Here is an 18,840-nt window from a genome sequence, read left to right on the forward strand (position 1 = left end):
AATACCAATTACCATATAGGCGGCTTTATTGACGATAGCTCCGTCCTGTTTTACCTTAAAGTGAATGGCGTCAAGGAAAACAACAGCATAAACCGCTTGCAAGGGGCGATTTTGCCACTCTTTGATCATCGGTACAATCTTATTGGTTACATTCGTTCCAGCATTTCTTGGATTGTGTCTGCGAATAGATCCTTTAACGCTGACTGTACGTCGTCCACTGACTTCATGTTTTTCTCTTTGATCCACTGCTTGATCTGCTCTTTTGACATCATAAAAATCTCCCAACCTTTCTACTCCTAATTGTAGTTTAGAGGTTGAGAGTTTACACAAAATATTTTACAGACTCTCGTGAAGCCAATGTGCAGAAAATTTGATCTACTGTACATCAACCCCAATTAGGCCTTCCAATTCCGTATCATATTATTTTACGAACGCCAGTATACCGGTCTTACGCTCCCCCAATGATACCGCCTATAAACGTTCACAAGACTGCCAGATTCCAGCACAACAAGAGGAAGTTTGATCGAGATGGTCGGAGATGGGAGCAATGATTGAACTTAACTAGGAACGCCTTCGGTTCGAGGAGTTTGGATTTCAACAAACCGCATTGATTCTGGATTAAGGAGTAAGTTAAAGACTGACTACATATCTTTCTGAAAATTAAGAGGTAACTAGAATTTTCTTCTTTATTATATCCCATCATGAGACAATACCTGAAGTGTAGCAACAAAAATCATTAGAGCCATTGGTTTTTTATTCAAAAGGGCGGACCAAACAGCGAATCGTAGTAGTTGTAAATGGATTGTAGTGGTATTTTTGGGAGATTCTATTATAAACTTTAGGACTAACTAATTAGGATTACAAAGGAGAGAAAACTGTGAAGAAAAGATATATGATAAGTTTTATTGCCTCTATTCTTATGATTATTTCTTCTTTAATAAGTTTGCTTCTAAGATTATCTATGTCTTTATCTATCGCTTTACCAACCCTTTTATTAGTGGGAGGAATCTGCTTCTTTATATCTGCCTTCGTATCCATGAAGAAAGAAAAGGAATAGACGAGTTTGATCGCGGAACAGAGAGTCGGAGAGCATTTGCCACAGTTCGATATACCCCCAGTCCACTTTGTCCCCCATATCCATATTTCACCAAGCATCCTCTCTGTACGGCTAGAATTGCCGCCAAGTATCCACAGGATCTGTGATTTCTTCTTTTGCAGCAATTACTCCCTACTTAATTGAGCCATCCACTTCCCAAACCCTTAAATTTTCGCAATGGTTACCATTGCGATTTCTCATTTTTTCATAAATTTCAACTATGATACTGTAAAGCAAAGAACATCGAGAGAGGAAAGGAGTGCTGCGCGTTGTTGCCATTTCGCGTCATCAACCAGAAAACGACTGAACAAATTTTGGACATGGCCCGCGTCATCGAGACGGTGGAACAAGCCTATACGCTGAAAGCCCAAAAGGAGGCTACCCTGTTCCCCATGGTTTTCTACGAATTCGAGCCGGGCAAAGCGGATATGGACATCAAGTCCGGCCATCTGACAGGCGCCAACATTTTCGGATTGAAGCTGGTCTCCTGGTTTGGAGAAAACACGGAGAAGAATCTGCCTCAGCTGATCGGAATGGTCATGGTGCTGGACAGCCGTACAGGCGCTCCACGGGGAATCCTCAGCGGCGAGCATATCACATGCATGCGCACGGGTGCAGCCGGGGGGATTGGCGCAAAATACTTGGCGAGACCTGAGTCTGAGCATCTGCTGATCGTCGGCAGCGGCCATCAAGCCCCTTTTCAAATTCTGGCCACGTTGATTGCCATGAAGCATGTAAAAAAAGTATCTGTATACAACGCCCGCTCTTACGAACGAGCCGCTGCGTTTTGCGAAAATATCCAATCCAGGCTGCTCAATATGGTCGTCTCCCAGTTTAAAGGACAGGATGATCTCTTAGGCGAGTACACGAAGCGCTGCCAGATCGAATTTGTTCCCGTAGAGAACATCGAGCAGACGACAAGAGAAGCGGACATCATCATCACCGCTACCTCCGCCCGTCAGCCGTTGATTCAGAAAGAATGGGTAAAGCCGGGAACGCATATCACCTGTGTCGGAGCGGATATGGAAGGCAAGCAGGAGATCGATGAGCATTTGTTTGCCGCAGCCCGCGTTTTTGTAGATGACGTCACGCAATCGGTGAACGTTGGAGAAATGGAGATTCCCGTAAAGAAAGGCGTCGTTGCGAAGGATGCTATCGTCGCGGAAATCGGCGAAGTGATCCTGGGCCGGACAGCCGGACGGACGTCGCCTGAAGAGATTACGATCTTTGACAGCACCGGCATCGCCCTGCAGGATTTGCTGACCGCCAATCTTGTGCTTGAGGTGGCGGAAAAGACGGGTGCCGGTACGGTAGTCGAACTCTAAAAAAGGGAGGAGTAAACAAAAGATGCAGGTAAAACCGTTTAAAGTCGAAGAGTGGATGAATGAATATGAAATGGATGCGGTCTACAACATCGCCGAGACATGCGTGGATTCTCTGACCGTGGAAGAATTGATCCGCCTGTCGGATGAGCCGGAGCGCTTTTTTGGCGAACTGGCAAAAATGAAGCTGACGTACGGTCATATCGAAGGATCGCCGGAGTTTCGCTCGCTGGTTGCGGGTTTGTACAAAACGATGAAGCCAGAAAATGTCATTTCGATGAACGGCGCCATCGGGGCCAACTTCCTGCTGCTTTACTCACTCGTGGAACCGGGGGACGAGGTCATCACCGTACATCCGACCTATCAGCAGCTGTACTCGGTGCCGGAATCGTTCGGGGCACAGGTGAAGCTCCTCGGGCTGCGTCCGGAAAACGGATTTTATCCCGATCTGGGTGAACTGAGAAGCATGGTCAGCCCGAAAACGAAGCTGATCTGCATCAACAATCCGAACAACCCGTCCGGCGCGCTCATGGGCGAAGAGATGCTGCGCGAAATCGTGGAAATCGCCCGCAGTGTGGATGCCTATCTGCTCTGCGACGAGGTGTATCGCGGACTGCATCAGGACCCCGAGGTCGTCGTTCCGTCCATTGCGGACCTGTACGAGAAAGGAATCAGCACAGGCAGCCTGTCCAAGGTGTTTTCGCTTGCCGGCCTGCGTCTCGGTTGGATTGCGGGACCGCTTGACGTGATCAAGGAATGTGTCAAGCACCGCGATTACAATACGATCAGCTGCGGCATGATCGACGACGTCCTCGCCGTGCATGCATTGAAAAACTACGACAAGATCATGGACCGCAACCTCGGAATCGTCCGCACCAATCTGCAAATTCTGGACGACTGGGTGCAAAATGAACCGCTTATCTCGTATGTGAAGCCGCAGGCCGGGACGACAGCAATGCTGAAATACGAGCTGGACATCCCGTCCGAGGAGTTTTGCATCAACCTGTTCAAAACGACCGGGGCCTTCTTGACGCCGGGAAGCTGCTTTGACATGGAAGGCTATGTGCGGATCGGCTACGCGTGCGCCACAGACGTGCTGCGCGACGGTCTGGCAAAAGTATCAGAATATCTAAGGGCCCGCCGCTAAGTGCTGGCCCTATAAAAATACAATTGATTGCATAAATATAAAAATGTTATTATTAAAAAAAGTTTAGGGAGGGGAAACTGCTTATGGCGCAACCAGAAATGAACACCAAGCCTTCGCTTTCCAAGGTGAAAGAAATAAACGTCTTCGTCTTGCTCTTTGCCGTGCTGGCGATCGCGGTCGTCTTGACCTATCTGATCCCGGCGGGCGAATACGGACGCGTGGACGTAAACGGCAGAAGCGTCGTCGATCCGCAATCATTCCAATTTATCGAATCATCTCCGGTAAAGCCGCTTGGACTCGTCAATAGCGTCCATACCGGCATGGAGGAAGCGGCGGGCATTATCTTTTTTGTTTTGATTATCGGCGGAACCTTCGGTATTTTGACAGCAACCGGGGCGATTGAGGCTCTGATCGTCACGCTCTCACGAAAGCTGCAAAACCAGGAAAAATGGCTGATTCCGATCATGATGTTCTTCTTTGCCATGGGGGGATCATTGATGGGGATGGCGGAAGAAACGATTCCGTACATAGCCATTATGATACCGCTGGCAGTCGCTTTGGGATTTGACGCGATCACCGGGGCGGCGATCGTCCTGGTGGGCGCCTCCGTCGGCTTTACGTCGGCGATCATGAACCCGTTTACGGTCGGGGTAGCGCAAGGCATTGCCGAGCTTCCGACGTTTTCCGGGGCAGCGTACCGCATTGCCGTCTTTGCCGTAATGTACATCGTCTCGGTCGGATTTGTCTACCGCTATGCGATGAAGGTGAAAAAGGACCGTTCACACGGGTTCTTCGGCAATTTTGAGGGGAAAGACGCCTCGGAGCTGCTGCGCGGCGATATTGTTCTCACGACGAGACACAAATGGATTCTCGGCTGTTTTGTGGTCAATTTTGTCGTTCTGGCCTTCGGCGTAATCAAATACGGCTGGTATATTACGGAAATTGCCGGACTGTTCCTACTTTTGGGAATTGTCATTGGGTTGATCGGGAAACTCTCGTCCAACACGATCGTAGAATCATTCATGAAAGGAGCCTCCGGCGTAATTGCAGGGGCGCTTGTGATCGGCGTTGCCCGCGCGGTCGTGGTCGTGCTAAACGAGGGCCACATTCTGGATACGATCCTCTACTATGCAGCAGCGTTGATCAATGAGATTCCGGCGACGCTGACCGCGTTTGGCATGCTTGTGCTGCAAACAATCATCAGCTTTATCGTGCCGTCCGGCAGCGGAATGGCCGCCTTGACGATGCCGATCATGACACCGCTCGCCGATCTGGTGGGCGTGACGAGACAAACCGCAGTGCTCGCGTACCAGTTTGGGGACGGGATTTCGAATATTTTCATCCCTACATCCGGGTACTTCATGGCGGGCCTGGCAATTGCCGGAATTCCGTGGATGCGCTGGATGAAGTGGATTCTGCCGTTGATCCTCCTTCAGTACGGCGTTGCCATCGCTGCAGTAGTCGTGGCCCAGCTGATCGGCTACGGGCCGTTTTAAGAAATATTGGAACAGGGGGATGTTTCGCGGACCAGCGAGCTTCCTGCCTGCATCATTTTTGCTAGGAGCGTGATTGCATGACTAGAGACTTGTGCACGCCAGAACTCGCCCAATGGGCTGTCGGCCACCGCCGCTACCTGCACCAACATCCGGAGCTGTCCGGGGTGGAATTCGAGACTGGCGAATACATCAAAAAATGTCTGCAGGAGCTGGACATCGAAATTCTCGACTTTCCCGCACCGAGCGTCGTCGGCTTTTTGAAAGGAACCGAAGGGAAAAAGACGATTGCGCTGAGGGCTGACATCGACGCGCTGCCAGTCCTGGAGGAAGGCGAGAAGGATGGCTATATTTCCAAGCGCGAGGGCATCGCCCATGTCTGCGGCCATGACGGACATACGGCCGTGCTGCTCGCCGCCGCCAAATGGCTGTCGGAAAACCGGCAGGAAGTGAAGCCGAACGTGCTGTTTTTGTTCCAGTCCTCGGAGGAAATGCTGCCGAGCGGGGCGGAAAAACTGGTGGCCCAGGGAGCGGTCGACCAGGCGGATGCGGTCTTTGGCCTGCACCTCTGGCAGCCGCTGGAGAAAGGAAAGATCGGCATCACCTACGGCGCGATGATGGCGTCGGCGGACGATTACCGCATCGTCATCGAAGGAAAGGGCGGGCACGGCTCGATGCCGCATGAGACCATCGATCCGATCTACATCGCCAGCCATGTGATCGGCGCTTTGCAGGGAATTGTCGGACGCCGGATGAACGCCATCGAGCCGGCGGTCATCTCTGTGGGTAAAATCGAAGCGGGGACGACGTACAACATCATTCCCAACCAGGCGGTCATGTCCGGCACGTTCCGTTCGCATTCGGAAGCGACCCGCCGGGCTCTGGCGGAAGAAATGAAGCGGACCGTCGAGGGAATCTGCGCCGCTTTCGGAGCAAAGGGGACGCTGGAGGTCGACTGGGGCACGCCGCCGGTGGTCAATGACAAAGAGATGAGCCAGTTCGTGGAGCAGGTCGTGACAGAAAAGCTCGGAAGCGAGCTGCTTGTTCACGTCGATCCGGTCATGGGCGGCGAAGACTTCTCCCACTACTTGCTCAAAAAGCCGGGCGCCTTTGTGTTTGTCGGCATGAACGGCGAAAAGAGCGCCTATCCGCATCATCACCCTCGCTTCGATATCGACGAAGACGTGATGCCGACAGCGATCAATCTGTTCATTCAACTCGTCAAGCAGTTTGCATAAGGACTTGCCGACAAAGGTGACCTAATAGGCTCGCCCGGCCGTTTGCACAAGGAGTTTGCCTAAGGAGGTTTTTACAGGATGCTATCCGTTTCATTTTTCGATATTGTCAAAGCGCACAAGGATTTGCAGGGCCAAGTGACGAAGACGCCGCTGCTGCGTTCGGACGCTCTGTCCGGGGCAGCAGGCGCGGACGTGTGGCTCAAGCTGGAATGCTTGCAAAAAACAGGCTCGTTCAAAGTCAGGGGAGCGCTGAACAAAATCGCTTCCCTGAGCGAAGCAGAGCTGGCCAAAGGCGTTATCACCGCTTCTGCGGGAAACCATGCGCAGGGCGTAGCCTATGCCGCGTCCCTGAAAGGCGTATCCGCCCTGATCGTCGTGCCAAAGACGGCTCCGGAGACGAAAAAGGCCGGAATCAAGAAGTACGGAGCGGAACTGATCGTTCACGGAGACAACTACGATGAAGCAGAGGCGCATGCATACCAGCTAGCGGAGGAAACGGGCAGAACCTTCGTGCACGCATTTGAAGACGACCAAATCATCGCCGGTCAAGGGACGGTCGGACTAGAAGCGCTGCTGGAGGAGCCCGATTTCGATACGATCATCGTTCCGGCTGGCGGCGGAGGCCTGATCTGCGGGATCGCGACCGCAGCCAAGGCGATCAATCCCGCGGTGAAGGTGATCGGAATCCAGACCCATGCGTCGCCGCCGTGGTACTATTCGTTCCGGGAAGGACGCCTGGTCGATGTGGAGTACAGCGACTCGCTTGCTGACGGCCTGCACGGCGGCATTACCCAGGGCAACCTGGATCTGGCGCTGAAGATCGTGGACGACATACTCCTCGTCGAAGAAGAGCACGTCGCACAGGCCATGCACTGGCTGGCAAAAGAGCATCACCTGATGGTCGAAGGCTCGGGCGCAGTCGGCGTCGCAGCCCTGCTGCAAGGGGCCGTTTCGGGCATCGCGGGCAAAAAAGTGCTGACGATCGTCAGCGGCAGCAATGTGGACGCAGGCAAGCTGGCAAAGCTGATCGCGAGGTACGAATAGGATGACGCGGATTCGGTCCATCGACATTTACGCGATTGCGCTGCCGTTGATCCGCCCGTTTATCATCGCCTACGATACGTTCCGCGAGATGCCGACGATCCTGGTCCGGCTGGAGACAGACGAGGGAGTCGTCGGATACGGCGAGGCTACTCCGGACGAGCATGTGACAGGGGAGACCTACTGGAGCACAATCGAGGTCATCAAGCATCATCTGGGTCCGGCTGTGCTTGGAGAAAACCCGTTTTCCATCGAGCGGATTCACGACAGGATGAACCAGAAGGCAAAGGGAGTCCCGGCGGCCAAGGCAGCGATTGACATCGCCTGCCACGACCTGATGGGCAAGCTGGCGGGCCAGCCGCTCTACCGTTTGCTGGGCGGCCCTTCTCACGACGAGCTGGTCATTCCTTATGTCATGAGCATTCAGCCGCCGGAGGTCATGGCCCAAGAGGCCCAAGCGGCTGTCGCCGAAGGGTACGGAACCTTGAAGCTGAAGGTCGGGACGGACGTCGCCTCAGATGTTGCCCGGGTGCAGGCCGTACGCCAAGCAGTCGGGCCCGATATCAGGCTCCGGGTCGACGTCAACCAGGGCTGGGGGTACGCCGCCGAGACCTTGCAGGCGCTGAAGCATATGGAGGCGTTGGGCATCGACTGGATCGAGCAGCCGGTTCACGCCGACGACCTGGACGGCATGGCCGATATTCGCCGAAAGACGGCGATCCCCGTGATGGTTGACGAAGGACTTTTGGGAGACAAGGAGATGCGGCAGATCACCCAGAAAAATGCCGCAGACTGGATCAACATCAAGCTGATGAAATGCGGCGGTTTGTACCCGGCAGTGCGATTGAACCACCAGGCGGAAATGGCGGGAATCCGCGTGCAGATCGGTTCGATGGTGGAGTCGGCCGTCGCCACCGCGGCGGGAGCGCATCTCTCGCTGGCAAAGAAGAATATCTGGTCCAACGAGATGGTCGGCCCCCGGATGTTTGCCAAAGACGTGGCGGATTTCCCCGTTACCGGCGACCGCATCCGGCTTGGCGAATCACCGGGGCTGGGAATAGCAGTAAACGAAGAGACTGTTGCGTCTTTGATGCGCATTCACGTGAAATTGGCATAGCATAAATGGGCTCCATCGGGTACACTTTGGGGAATAAGGAATGAGCGTTTGACGCCTTCCAATTCGGACAAAGCGAGTGTAGACGATGGAGCTTCGTAATTTAAGGACCTTTCAGGTCGTCGCCGAACATTTGAATTTGACCAAGGCAGCCGAGCATCTGGGCTACAGCCAGCCGACCATTACCCTGCAAATCAAGGCGCTGGAGAGGGAGCTGGGCCATTCGCTGTTGAACCGGGTGGGAAAGAAAACATTCCTCACCCCGGCAGGCAAGGTGGTCAGGCAGTATACGGAGCAGTTGTTTTCCGTCATGCAGCTGATGGAAGAAGAGCTGAACCACCTGAACAACCCCTTTGGCAATCTGGTTGTCGCCGCTCCTGAATTTTACTGCACCCAGTACATGCCGCACATGCTGAAGTCATATCTGGAAATGCATCCGCAGGTGAATCTGCAGGTCATTTCCTGCAGCAGCCAGGAGGCGCTGCGCAGGGTGAACAACCATGAAGCCGACATCGGCATCATCGCGGGAACATGCGATCTTTCGGATATTTATGCAAGTGTGGTGGATCTGGAGGAGTTCGCGCTGGTCGCTACGCCGGAAATGATTGCCGGGCGCAGCTTCTCCGAGGTGCTGGAGCAGTATCCGTTCCTGTCCTACCAGGAGGGCTGCAACCTCGACGGGTTTATCAGCCAGTGCCTGGCGGAGATCAACTACTCTCCCCAATCCGTCATCAAGTGCACGAGCGAAGAGACGATCAAGCGGTCGGTGCTCAATCACACAGGGGTCGCCTTTCTCAGTACCGCGCTCATCCAGGCGGAGCTGCGTTCCGGAGCGGTAGAGGAGCTGCACCGTTTTTCCCGGCGTGCCGAGACGTCGATTATTTGCCTGAAGCGGCGAAAGGACGAGGCGGCGATTGAGACCTTCGCCGAGCTGGTGACCGATGTGTGGCAAAGCGTTCGGGAAAATCAGTAGGGCTTCGTATAACGTAAAAGAGCATCTCATCCAGAGATGCTCTTTTCAGCGTCTTTGGGAGTGGGTTTTGGGGCGGGGCAAGGTAAGATCAGGTCAGGTAAGGTAAGCTAAGTTAAGCTAAGCTAAGTTAAGCTAAGCTAAGCACTGACAGCTAGCCTGTTTTACCGTAGTCCATCGAGAAAATCCCGCACTGCCCGATAGAAGCCATTCGGGTCATCAGAGTGGACACCGTGACCGCATTCTTCAAAAACTTCAAGCTTTGTATTGGGCCTGCGGGAAACCATAAGCTTGGCCTGATGAATATCCATGACAAAGCTTTTTTTTCCGTGAATAAGCAAAATGGGGCAAGTAGAGGACAGCCAGTCTTCCCACCAGACACCATTTATGTTTTGTGTAGAAATATTCATCCCTCTTAAGTCGGAGCGAAATCCCCAGCCCTGTTCATCCTCAAACACGCTTTCCGAAAAGTAATCAATGGCTCTAACCCCTGCGCGCTCCAATGATGCTCTCAGTTCCTCCAGTGACGCGGAACGGCTGGGGAGCTTTTCGGCAAAGGACATGTCGGCATTGATCTCGACACCGATGTCTTCCACAATAACGGCTCTGACGAGTTCAGGATAACGTGCAGCAAATTGATAGCCGTTTACTCCGCCTAAAGAATGCCCCAGTATGGTGACAGGCTGTCCGCCAAGCTCCGTGTCAATAAGGCTAAAAATATCATTCAGGTAGCTTTCTCTGGAGTAATCCAGATCGGGAGAGTGCTCACTCCAGCCATGTCCGCGTTGGTCCAAACCGATCACCCGCCAACCCTCGATTTTGGAGGCGAAGTCTGAGTAGGTTCTGGCATCGTTCATATGTCCGTGCAGCATCAGTAAAATTTCTTCACCCTCACCCCCGAAATCAAGGTATGAGAGCTTCATCTTTCCCGATTGAAAGTACTTTCTTGTTGGCAATCGATTGTCTTTTGCGTGAAGCATTTCCTTTCCTCCCTTTCCCATCCGAATTGAACGAAATTTGATGGCAAGTCAACTGTAACGGATAATAGTGACAACTTTTGTCATGATTTAAAAATTTGTGTACAGCTATTTGGCATATCGCTTGACTCTGCTTGATAACGAGAAATGTGCGATAACGTAAGAGCTCTTCCCTGCGATCCATGGAGCTGTTTTTGTCCCTACCGTCATATACATCTAAAGAGTTTGACTATTCAGCCTATGACAGGTATAATTTGGATAACTTTGTTAGTTAAATTAACTAACTCTTTGGTGGTGAATGGCAAAGCGTGCGTTCTTCAAAAAGAACAGGCAGCAGCAAGCTTGTCAAAAAGTGGAACAAGGAAGAGATATTGCAGCAGGTCATTTTGCATGGACAAATTTCCCGCGCCGACCTTTCCAAGGAGACGCAGCTCAGCCGTCCGTGTGTGTCGGCCCTCGTCGATGAAATGATTCAGGAAGGCCTCCTGCACGAGGTAGGCATGGGAGACTCGCGCGGCGGCCGCAAGCCGATTTTGCTCGAGTACAACTATCAGGCATACGCGATTGCCGGGGCTGTGTTCGAAGGCTCCACGCTGGATATGGCAGTAGCTGATCTGAAAGGACGGTTTTTGGGGCGTTATCAGAAGCGGCTGTCACAGCCTGGAAACGGGGAGCTGGTGATCGAGGATTTGGCCCAAGGGCTGGAGCGGCTGCTGGAGGAAAGCAGTCTTCCCGCTGACCGGCTGCTCGGGATCGGTGTCGGCCTGCCCGGCGTTACCCAGCGCGGGAGCGGTACGGTCAGCTTTTCGCCCAGCACAGGCTGGATGGGCTCGCCAATCCAGAAGACCATCGAGGAGCGCCTCGGGCTGCCTGTTATCATCGACAACGACGTAAACATGATGACCCTGGGTGAGTACGTCCGCGGCGTCGGGGTCGGCCACAGCACGGTCGTCTACATGTATGTAGGCACCGGGATCGGCTCCGGCATCATCCTGGACGGACAGTTTTACCGTGGGAGCCGGGAAGCGGCAGGGGAGATCGGCTTCATGATGATCGGTCCCGCCAATTCCAGAAAGGACGGAGCGTCGGGTGTTTTCGAGACGCATTATTCCGCTCCCGGCATCGCATGCAAGGCCAAGGGATTTCTCTCTGACCTTCAGGAAGGGTCGAGTGTCATAAAAGAGCTGATTCGGTACGCCGAGAAAGGACACGAGGAAGCCGTCCGACTTCTGGACGAAGTGTACCTCAACTGGGCATACGGAATAGCCAATATTGTCAGCATCCTGAACCCGGAGCTGTTGATCCTGAGCGGGGAGATGGTCCATATCGATGATAAAGGGGTGAAGCGGATTTCCGATTGGCTAAGTGAGTGGGTGCCCGTAGCGCCTCGTCTGGAGAAGGCTGCTCTTGGCGAACAGGCGGGCTTGATCGGTGCCGTCCACAGCGTTTTAGAGGCGTTCCCGTCCACGAGACTGCTGGACAGGTAACAGAAAAAAAGGGGGAGTTTGTTTTGAAACAGTCCAACAGCACACTGAAAAAATGGATGCGAGGCGTGTTTGCCAGCTCGCTGGCCCTGACGGTTGCGGCGTGCTCCGGCGGCGGACAGGAGGCGAAGCCGGCAGACAGCAACAATACTGGCGGGCAGCCGTCTGGCGAAGCGAAGCCTGCCGAACCGGAAGGCGACCAGAAGCTGATCATTTACACCGCACGCGACAAGAACATCTTCGAAATCGTCCTGCCCAAGTTCAATGAAAAGTATCCGAATATCGAAGTGGAGACGCTGGAGATGGGAGCGCAGCAGATTCTGGAACGCGTACGCGCCGAAAAAGCCAATCCGCAGGCCGATTTCTGGTGGGGCGGCACGCAGTCCGCTCTGAGCACGGCGGCGGATGAGGGCTTGCTGGAGCCTTACAAGCCGACGTTTGCCGACAAGATTCCGGATTTGTACAAGGACCCGCAGGATCGCTGGTATGGAGAAATGCTGCTGCCGGAGGTCATCATGTACAACTCCGAGGCGCTCAAGCCGGAGGAAGTTCCGCAAGACTGGGATGAGCTGATTGATCCCAAGTACAAGGATAAAATCGTAATCCGCAACGTTCTGCCATCGGGAACGATGAGGACCATCTACTCTGCCATGATCTACCGACAAGGACCAGACACCCCGGAAAAAGGCTACGAGTGGCTTAAAAAGCTTGACGCCAACACCAAGGAATACACCCAGGACCCGACCAACCTCTACCTCAAGCTGGACCGCCAGGAAGGCGTCATCTCTCTGTGGAATCTGCAAGACGTACTGATTCAGAGCAAACAGAACAACCATCCATACGACTTCGTCTATCCAAAGAGCGGGGCACCGATCCTCGTAGACGGCGTCGGCTTGATCAAAGGCGCGAAAAACGCGGACGCGGCCAAGAAGTTTTACGAATTCCTGTTCAGTCCGGAAATTGCCGCCCAGCTTGCCAAGGAGCGCTTCCAGTTCCCGTCCCGCACGGACATCAACAAGGACGATCTGCCTGACTTCATGAAAAACCTCGAGCTGAAGCCGCTGGAGCTGGATTGGAAGGTCATGGCGGAAAAAGAAAAAGAATGGATGCAGCATTGGGACGAAAATATCAAAGGAAAAGGAAAGAAGTAACCGGTTTCACGGACAGCGACCAGACGGGGAGGCACACAAGTCGCTCCGTCTGGCTCTTGCATAGAGGTGGTCTTTATGCGATCACTTCCGGACCGGGCCCATTTTTTTTAGGGAGGACACCTGATGAGCAGCGTAACACTGGATCACGTACACAAGCGATTTGGAAAGGCCAAAGGGGTAGAAGATGTCCACATTCATATCGAATCAGGAGAATTCTTCACGTTTTTGGGCCCCAGCGGCTGCGGGAAGACGACTACCCTCAGAATGATCGCCGGCTTTTACTACCCGACGGAAGGGCGCATCTCGTTCGGCAGCCAGGATGTGACGATGCTGCCGCCCAACAAGCGCAATACCGGGATGGTTTTCCAAAACTACGCCCTGTTTCCGCATATGACGGTGTTTGAAAATATTGCCTTTGGCTTGCAGGTTCGAAAAATGGCGAAAGCCGACATCAAAGAACGCGTGGAGAGGATCATGAAGCTGGTCCGTCTCGATGGGTACGGAGAACGCCGGATCGACCAATTGTCCGGCGGACAGCAGCAGCGTGTCGCTCTCGCCCGTGCCCTCGTCATCGAGCCGCAAATCCTGCTGCTCGACGAACCGCTGTCCAACCTGGACGCGAAGCTGCGGGAAGAGACCCGTTATGAAATCAAGCGCCTGCAAATGGAGCTGGGCATCACCACCATTTACGTGACGCACGACCAGGCGGAGGCGATGTCGATGTCAGACCGCATCATGGTCATGAACAGCGGAGTGGTGCAGCAAATCGGCACGCCGCACGAGATCTACCACCGGCCGGTGAACCGCTTCGTCGCGTCCTTTATCGGCGAAACCAATCTGTGGGAAGCGACAGTGACAGGAATTGAGGGCCAAAACGTCTATGTGCAGGTGACGCCCGACATCTCCCTGTGCGGCTCCTTGCAGCAGGCATCCCCGCAGGTTCGTTTGGCGGTCGGAGAAAAGGTAGCGCTTTCGATTCGTCCCGAAGCGGTTCGGGAAAGTGCGGGAGCGGACGGTGAGAACGTGGTGAGAGGAACCGTGGCGCTTGCCGAGTTTACCGGTGCATGCGTCAACTACGTGACCAGCGTCGGACCCCACCAGTTGAGGAGCATGTTTATCAATGAAGGAAGCGCTGTCAAACAGCCCGGGGAGGCCATTTCCCTGCACATTCCAAAGAACAGCATCTATTTTGCCGGATAAGGAGGAAAAGCGATGAGAGCAGAACTGCAGCCAGGATCGGCACCCGCAAGGCGAATGTCGTTTACCTCTTCGCCGGCATTTGTGTATGTACTGGTTTCGCCGCTGTTTTTGATCTTGCTGGCGTATGTCATTTACCCGCTCTGGGAAACGTTTGTCGCCAGCGTCCACATCGATGGCGAGACGACGTGGAAAAACTACGTCCGCTTCTTCAGTCTGGAGCATACGGCCAATCTGGAGGCGTTGTGGACCAGCATTTATATATCCGTCCTGAGCGTCATCAGTTGCGGAATTGTCGGAGTGACGATGGCTTTTTTGCTGGAGCGCTACGAATTTCCGGGGCGAAAAATCCTGTCGGTGCTTGCCTTGGTGCCGATGGCCCTGCCGCCGCTGATCGGGGTGCTCTCGTTTACGTTTTTGTACGGTGAGAGCGGCATTTTCCCACGGGCGTTCAAGGAATTGTTCGGCCTGGCCCAAGTGCCGTTTTCCTTGAAAGGGATCTGGGGTGTTGTCGTCGTTCACACCTTTACGATGTACACGTATTTCTTCATGACCGCGTCGGCGGCGATCAAGGGGCTTGACCCGTCTCTGGAGGAAGCAGCCGCAAGCCTTGGGGCAGGGCGTTTTACCGTTTGGCGGAGAGTCATTTTGCCGATGCTCACCCCTGCGCTGGTCGCCTCGTCCCTGCTGGTGTTCATGATTTCGATGGCGTCCTACACGGCCCCGCTCATCTTCGGAATCGACCGGACGATGACGATGCAAATTTATCTCTCCCGAACGAATGGAGACCTGGACATGGCGGCGGCGCAATCGACGATTTTGTCGATCGTGTCGGTAGCCTTCCTCCTGTTGATGCGCTGGTATCAGGGAGCGCGGAATTATCAAAACCAGAGCAAGGGCGTCAGCGTGCACAGAACGGAAATCAAAAGCAAGACAGGCCGCTATATCTCGATCGTGCTGGCTTTTATCGGCATCGTCATCCTGATGCTGCCCATTTTGGTGCTCGTTTTGATTTCCTTCTCCGTGGACGGCACGTGGACGGTCCAGATATTGCCGCCAAAGTATACGGTGGATCATTATCTCGACTTGTTTACCGACAAGAAAACCTGGCGTCCGATCATGAACAGCTTGGAGCTGAGCGCGATTGCCACAATCGGGATCGTCCTGTTCGGGGTGGCGGCAGCCTATGCGATGGTAAGGCTGCGTTTTCGCGGAAAGACATTGCTGGACGTCCTGATTATGCTGCCCTGGGCACTGCCTGGGACGGTCGTGGCGGTCAACCTGATCGCAGCCTTCAGCGAGCCGACCGTGTTCAGCTTCAACCAGGTGTTGATCGGCACCTTCTGGATTATCCCGCTTGCCTACTTTGTCCGCCATCTGCCGCTCGTGTTCCGTTCGACGTCGGCTACGCTGATGCAGATGGACCCGTCTGTCGAAGAGGCGGCGCGAAACCTGGGGGCTACGTGGTGGTACAGCTTCCGGCGGGTTGTCTTTCCGATGGCGTTCGGCGGGATACTGGCCGGGACCTTGCTCGCGTTTGTCCAGTGTATCGGCGAGTTCGTGGCATCTATTCTGATCTTTACCCCGCGGACTACGCCTCTTTCCGTGGCGATTTTCCAAAAGATGTACTCCTTTGAATTCGGTACGGCATGTGCATACGGCGTCTTGCAAATCGTCGTGATCATCATCGTGCTGTTCGTCTCCAGAAAACTGACCGGCGACAAGGCGGGAACGGCGGTTTAAACAGGCAAGATGCCTAGCAAGTCCGCCGTCAACTGTTGGCGCTTTGATTACTCGTGCATTTCCGTTTTGCTTCTATGGGTCAATCCGTGGCGACAGCATGAACTCCCCTGCATGAAGGCCATGATTGATAATGCAGGAATTTCCTGCAGATAGATCATCTTACAGAGGAAATGGAGGAGGGTTCATTGAAAAAGGGGACTTTTGCCAAGCTGTTTTCCGTCACTACAGCCGTCGCGCTGGCCGGCAGTCTCGTCCTGCCGCTGGCGCCCCAGACCGCTCATGCCGACCGCGGTGTCGTCGACCTGTGGAAAGCGATCAAGCCGCTGACCACGATTGCCAGCGCCATGAACACAGGCGCGCATCCCGACGACGAGCACAGCGCAATGCTGGCGTACCTGTCGCTGGGCAAGGGAGTGGACACGTCCAGCATCATCGCCAATCGCGGCGAAGGCGGACAGAACGAGATCGGCAGCGAGCTGGGCAATGCGCTCGGCATCATCCGCACGAGGGAGCTGCAGGAGGCGTCCAAGGTCACCAATGTGACGCTGGGCATCCTCAGCGAACAGATTGATGATCCCGTCTACGATTTCGGCTTCTCCAAAAGCCCGGACGAGACCCTTTCCAAATGGGGAGAAGAGGAGGTCTATGAACGGCTGATCCGGAAAATCCGGGAGCTGAGACCTGACGTAGTCATTCCCGCTTTCCTGAACGAGCCTTCTACGCACGGACATCATCGCGCCATCAATGTCATCACGGTCAGAGCGTTTGAGGACGCAGCCGACCCGAGCGTGTTTCCCGAGCATCTGGCCCAGGGGCTTTCGCCGTGGCAGGTCAAAAAGCTGTACGTCCCGGCGTCGGCAAAGGACTATGACGTCAGAGTGCCTGTAGGCGAGTATGACGAGATTTACGGAGCCTCGTATCTGCAACTGGGCGAGGAATCCCGGTTTATGCACAAGAGCCAGGGGATGGGGCGGCACTATGATGAAGGCCCGAGCTACAATTACTACAAGCTGGAAAAGTCGGTCGTCCCGGAGAATACAGGGAACACAGCAAAGGAAAAAGAACCCGATTTCTTTGAAGGCATTGCCTATACATTTGACGATCTTGCCGAGGAAGTGAAGAAAGCCGCAGGCGGTGGCAAGCTGGCAGCGGAGCTGTCCGCGCTGCAAAAGGATGCCGACCGGGTGATCGCCGCCTATCCGAGCTTCGCCAGGGTGGCAGAAGAAGTCCACGCGATGCTGGCCGACGTCAGGAAAACAAAGGCGGTTGTGGAGGCATCCGGTCTGGAGCGTGCAGTGAAGCAGGATGTGCTGCATCGGCTGGAGGTAAAAGAAAACCAGCTCAGCAAAGCGAGTGCGGAAGCGTTGTCGCTCGTAGCCAAGGTGCGCCCGGAGACGGGCGAGCTGGTCGCGGGACAGACGGCCAAAGTAACCGTAACGGCTTATAATGGCGGCCAGGTGAAATGGAGTCAGGTGAAGCTGAGCTTGCATGTCCCGGAAGGATGGAAGGCGCGGGCAACAGGTCCGACCAGCGTAAACGGTCTCGGATATAACCAGACGGCAAAAGCCGAATTCGAGGTGACGGTGCCAAGCAACGCGTCTTTGTTCCAGCCGTATCAAGAGCCTTTGATCACGGCGGATGTTGCGGTCACTGCCTTTGAAACGGCTTCTGTCACTCACGTCGTTCCTGCTGACGCGGTGGCCGTGCTGCCCGGCTTTGCCCTGTCGGTCAGCCCGGGCGCGACCGTGCTGAATACGCTCAAGCCGGAAGAGCCGATCTCGGTCAAGGTGACAGTCAAAAACTACAATCCGGGAGCAGCCAATTCCGCCATTTCGCTGGAGCTGCCGGATGGCTGGTCTGCTGAACCGAAGTCCGTGCCTGTTTCCTTCGCGGCCAAAGGTGAGACCAAATCGGCAGCGTTTACGGTGAAGCCGGGATCTTCGGTAAAGCCGGGCCAATACAAGGTAACGGCTGTCGCCCGCGGAAACGGAAAGGAAAGCCGCCAAGGCGCCCAGGTGATCCGCTATCTGCATATCGGCACCACATACTTTGTCCAACCGGCAGAGGTTGCGATCCAGGCCTTTGATCTGAACGTGCCGGAGGGCTTGAAGGTCGGGTACGTCTCCAGCGGCTTTGACAACATCGACCAATACTTGCGCCAAGTCGGGGTGGACGTCGTTTCGCTCAGCGCCAAAGACATCGAATCGGGCGATCTGAGTCAGTACGATTCGATCGTGCTGGGCATCCGCGCCTACGGATTCCGGCCGGAGCTGATTCCGAGCAATGCCCGCCTGCTCAAATACGTGGAGGACGGAGGCAACCTGGTGGTGCAGTACCACAAGCCGGAAGACAAATGGAAGCCGGAGCTGACGCCGTATCCGATCACCATCGGGACGCCGCTGATCCAATGGCGCGTGACGGACGAGAATTCCAAAGTGACGATGCTGGCGCCTGAGCATCCGATCTTCAACACGCCCAACAAAATCACGGACGAAGACTGGAATCATTGGATTCAGGACCGTTCCGCCTACAATCCGTCCAAATGGGCGAAGGAATATGTGGAGCTGATCAAAAATGGCGATCCGGGCGAGAAGGAGTTTACCGGTACGTTCCTCACCGCCACATACGGAAAAGGGACGTATACGTACAGCTCGCTCGTCTGGTACCGTGAAATACCTGCGCTGGTGCCGGGGGCGATCCGGCTGTTTGTCAACATGGCCAGTCTGAAGCAATAAATATACAGCAAGCGATCGCAAAGAAAATGCGGGATACCCGACGCAGACAAGAAAGGCGAGAGAAGCGGGAGGCTGCCGTTTGCCGGCTGTCCTCCCTGTTTCCAGCCTTGGGGAAGCTTTAACCGAAGAACG

Annotated in this window: 13 protein-coding genes and 1 pseudogene; 12 read left to right on the forward strand and 2 right to left on the reverse strand. The window is 54.5% G+C overall.

Going from position 1 to position 18,840, the window contains the following annotated elements:
- A pseudogene (locus tag EDM54_RS04870) lies at positions 1 to 272 on the reverse strand (transposase); the annotation flags it as partial.
- 1,093 nt (positions 273 to 1,365) lie between these two features.
- Between EDM54_RS04870 and EDM54_RS04880 the strand changes: the two are divergent.
- From EDM54_RS04880 to EDM54_RS04910, 7 genes are all read left to right on the forward strand, one after another.
- The gene (locus tag EDM54_RS04880) at positions 1,366 to 2,421 is read left to right on the forward strand and encodes an ornithine cyclodeaminase family protein (protein WP_122957872.1); all 1,056 of its coding nucleotides are present in this window, start codon (positions 1,366 to 1,368) and stop codon (positions 2,419 to 2,421) included.
- Positions 2,422 to 2,443: 22 nt separating this feature from the next.
- On the forward strand, positions 2,444 to 3,565 hold the full coding sequence (locus EDM54_RS04885; protein WP_122957873.1) for an aminotransferase: 1,122 nt from the start codon (positions 2,444 to 2,446) through the stop codon (positions 3,563 to 3,565).
- 83 nt (positions 3,566 to 3,648) lie between these two features.
- Positions 3,649 to 5,061 (forward strand): YfcC family protein, encoded by a 1,413-nt coding sequence (locus tag EDM54_RS04890; RefSeq protein ID WP_122957874.1) that lies wholly within the window; start codon positions 3,649 to 3,651, stop codon positions 5,059 to 5,061.
- 77 nt (positions 5,062 to 5,138) lie between these two features.
- On the forward strand, positions 5,139 to 6,296 hold the full coding sequence (locus EDM54_RS04895; protein WP_122957875.1) for a M20 metallopeptidase family protein: 1,158 nt from the start codon (positions 5,139 to 5,141) through the stop codon (positions 6,294 to 6,296).
- A 78-nt stretch (positions 6,297 to 6,374) separates the two neighbouring features.
- Positions 6,375 to 7,340 (forward strand): threonine ammonia-lyase, encoded by a 966-nt coding sequence (locus tag EDM54_RS04900; RefSeq protein ID WP_003388906.1) that lies wholly within the window; start codon positions 6,375 to 6,377, stop codon positions 7,338 to 7,340.
- 1 nt (position 7,341) lies between these two features.
- The gene (locus EDM54_RS04905) at positions 7,342 to 8,454 is read left to right on the forward strand and encodes a mandelate racemase/muconate lactonizing enzyme family protein (RefSeq protein ID WP_003388907.1); all 1,113 of its coding nucleotides are present in this window, start codon (positions 7,342 to 7,344) and stop codon (positions 8,452 to 8,454) included.
- Between the two features lie 85 nt (positions 8,455 to 8,539).
- On the forward strand, positions 8,540 to 9,424 hold the full coding sequence (locus EDM54_RS04910; RefSeq protein ID WP_003388908.1) for a LysR family transcriptional regulator: 885 nt from the start codon (positions 8,540 to 8,542) through the stop codon (positions 9,422 to 9,424).
- Between the two features lie 161 nt (positions 9,425 to 9,585).
- On the opposite strand, the gene EDM54_RS04915 is transcribed toward EDM54_RS04910, so the two are convergent.
- The gene (locus tag EDM54_RS04915; protein ID WP_039070495.1) at positions 9,586 to 10,401 is read right to left on the reverse strand and encodes an alpha/beta fold hydrolase; all 816 of its coding nucleotides are present in this window, start codon (positions 10,399 to 10,401) and stop codon (positions 9,586 to 9,588) included.
- Between the two features lie 305 nt (positions 10,402 to 10,706).
- Here EDM54_RS04915 and EDM54_RS04920 point away from each other — a divergent pair, with 305 nt between their 5' ends.
- From EDM54_RS04920 to EDM54_RS04940, 5 genes are all read left to right on the forward strand, one after another.
- Positions 10,707 to 11,885 carry an ROK family protein gene (locus EDM54_RS04920; protein ID WP_003388910.1) on the forward strand — a complete coding sequence of 393 codons (1,179 nt, stop codon included), beginning with the start codon at positions 10,707 to 10,709 and terminating at the stop codon, positions 11,883 to 11,885.
- Positions 11,886 to 11,941: 56 nt separating this feature from the next.
- Positions 11,942 to 13,033: an extracellular solute-binding protein gene (locus tag EDM54_RS04925; RefSeq protein ID WP_171506452.1), complete on the forward strand. Its 1,092-nt coding sequence runs from the start codon at positions 11,942 to 11,944 to the stop codon at positions 13,031 to 13,033.
- A 123-nt stretch (positions 13,034 to 13,156) separates the two neighbouring features.
- Positions 13,157 to 14,233, forward strand: coding sequence for an ABC transporter ATP-binding protein (locus tag EDM54_RS04930; protein WP_003388912.1), 1,077 nt, complete (start codon positions 13,157 to 13,159; stop codon positions 14,231 to 14,233).
- Between the two features lie 12 nt (positions 14,234 to 14,245).
- Positions 14,246 to 15,973, forward strand: coding sequence for an ABC transporter permease (locus EDM54_RS04935; RefSeq protein ID WP_003388914.1), 1,728 nt, complete (start codon positions 14,246 to 14,248; stop codon positions 15,971 to 15,973).
- 185 nt (positions 15,974 to 16,158) lie between these two features.
- Positions 16,159 to 18,708, forward strand: a complete 2,550-nt coding sequence (locus EDM54_RS04940; protein ID WP_122957876.1) for an NEW3 domain-containing protein — start codon at positions 16,159 to 16,161, stop codon at positions 18,706 to 18,708.
- Positions 18,709 to 18,840 lie beyond the last annotated feature (132 nt).

The organism is Brevibacillus borstelensis, from assembly GCF_003710865.1.
Lineage (GTDB): Bacteria > Bacillota > Bacilli > Brevibacillales > Brevibacillaceae > Brevibacillus > Brevibacillus borstelensis.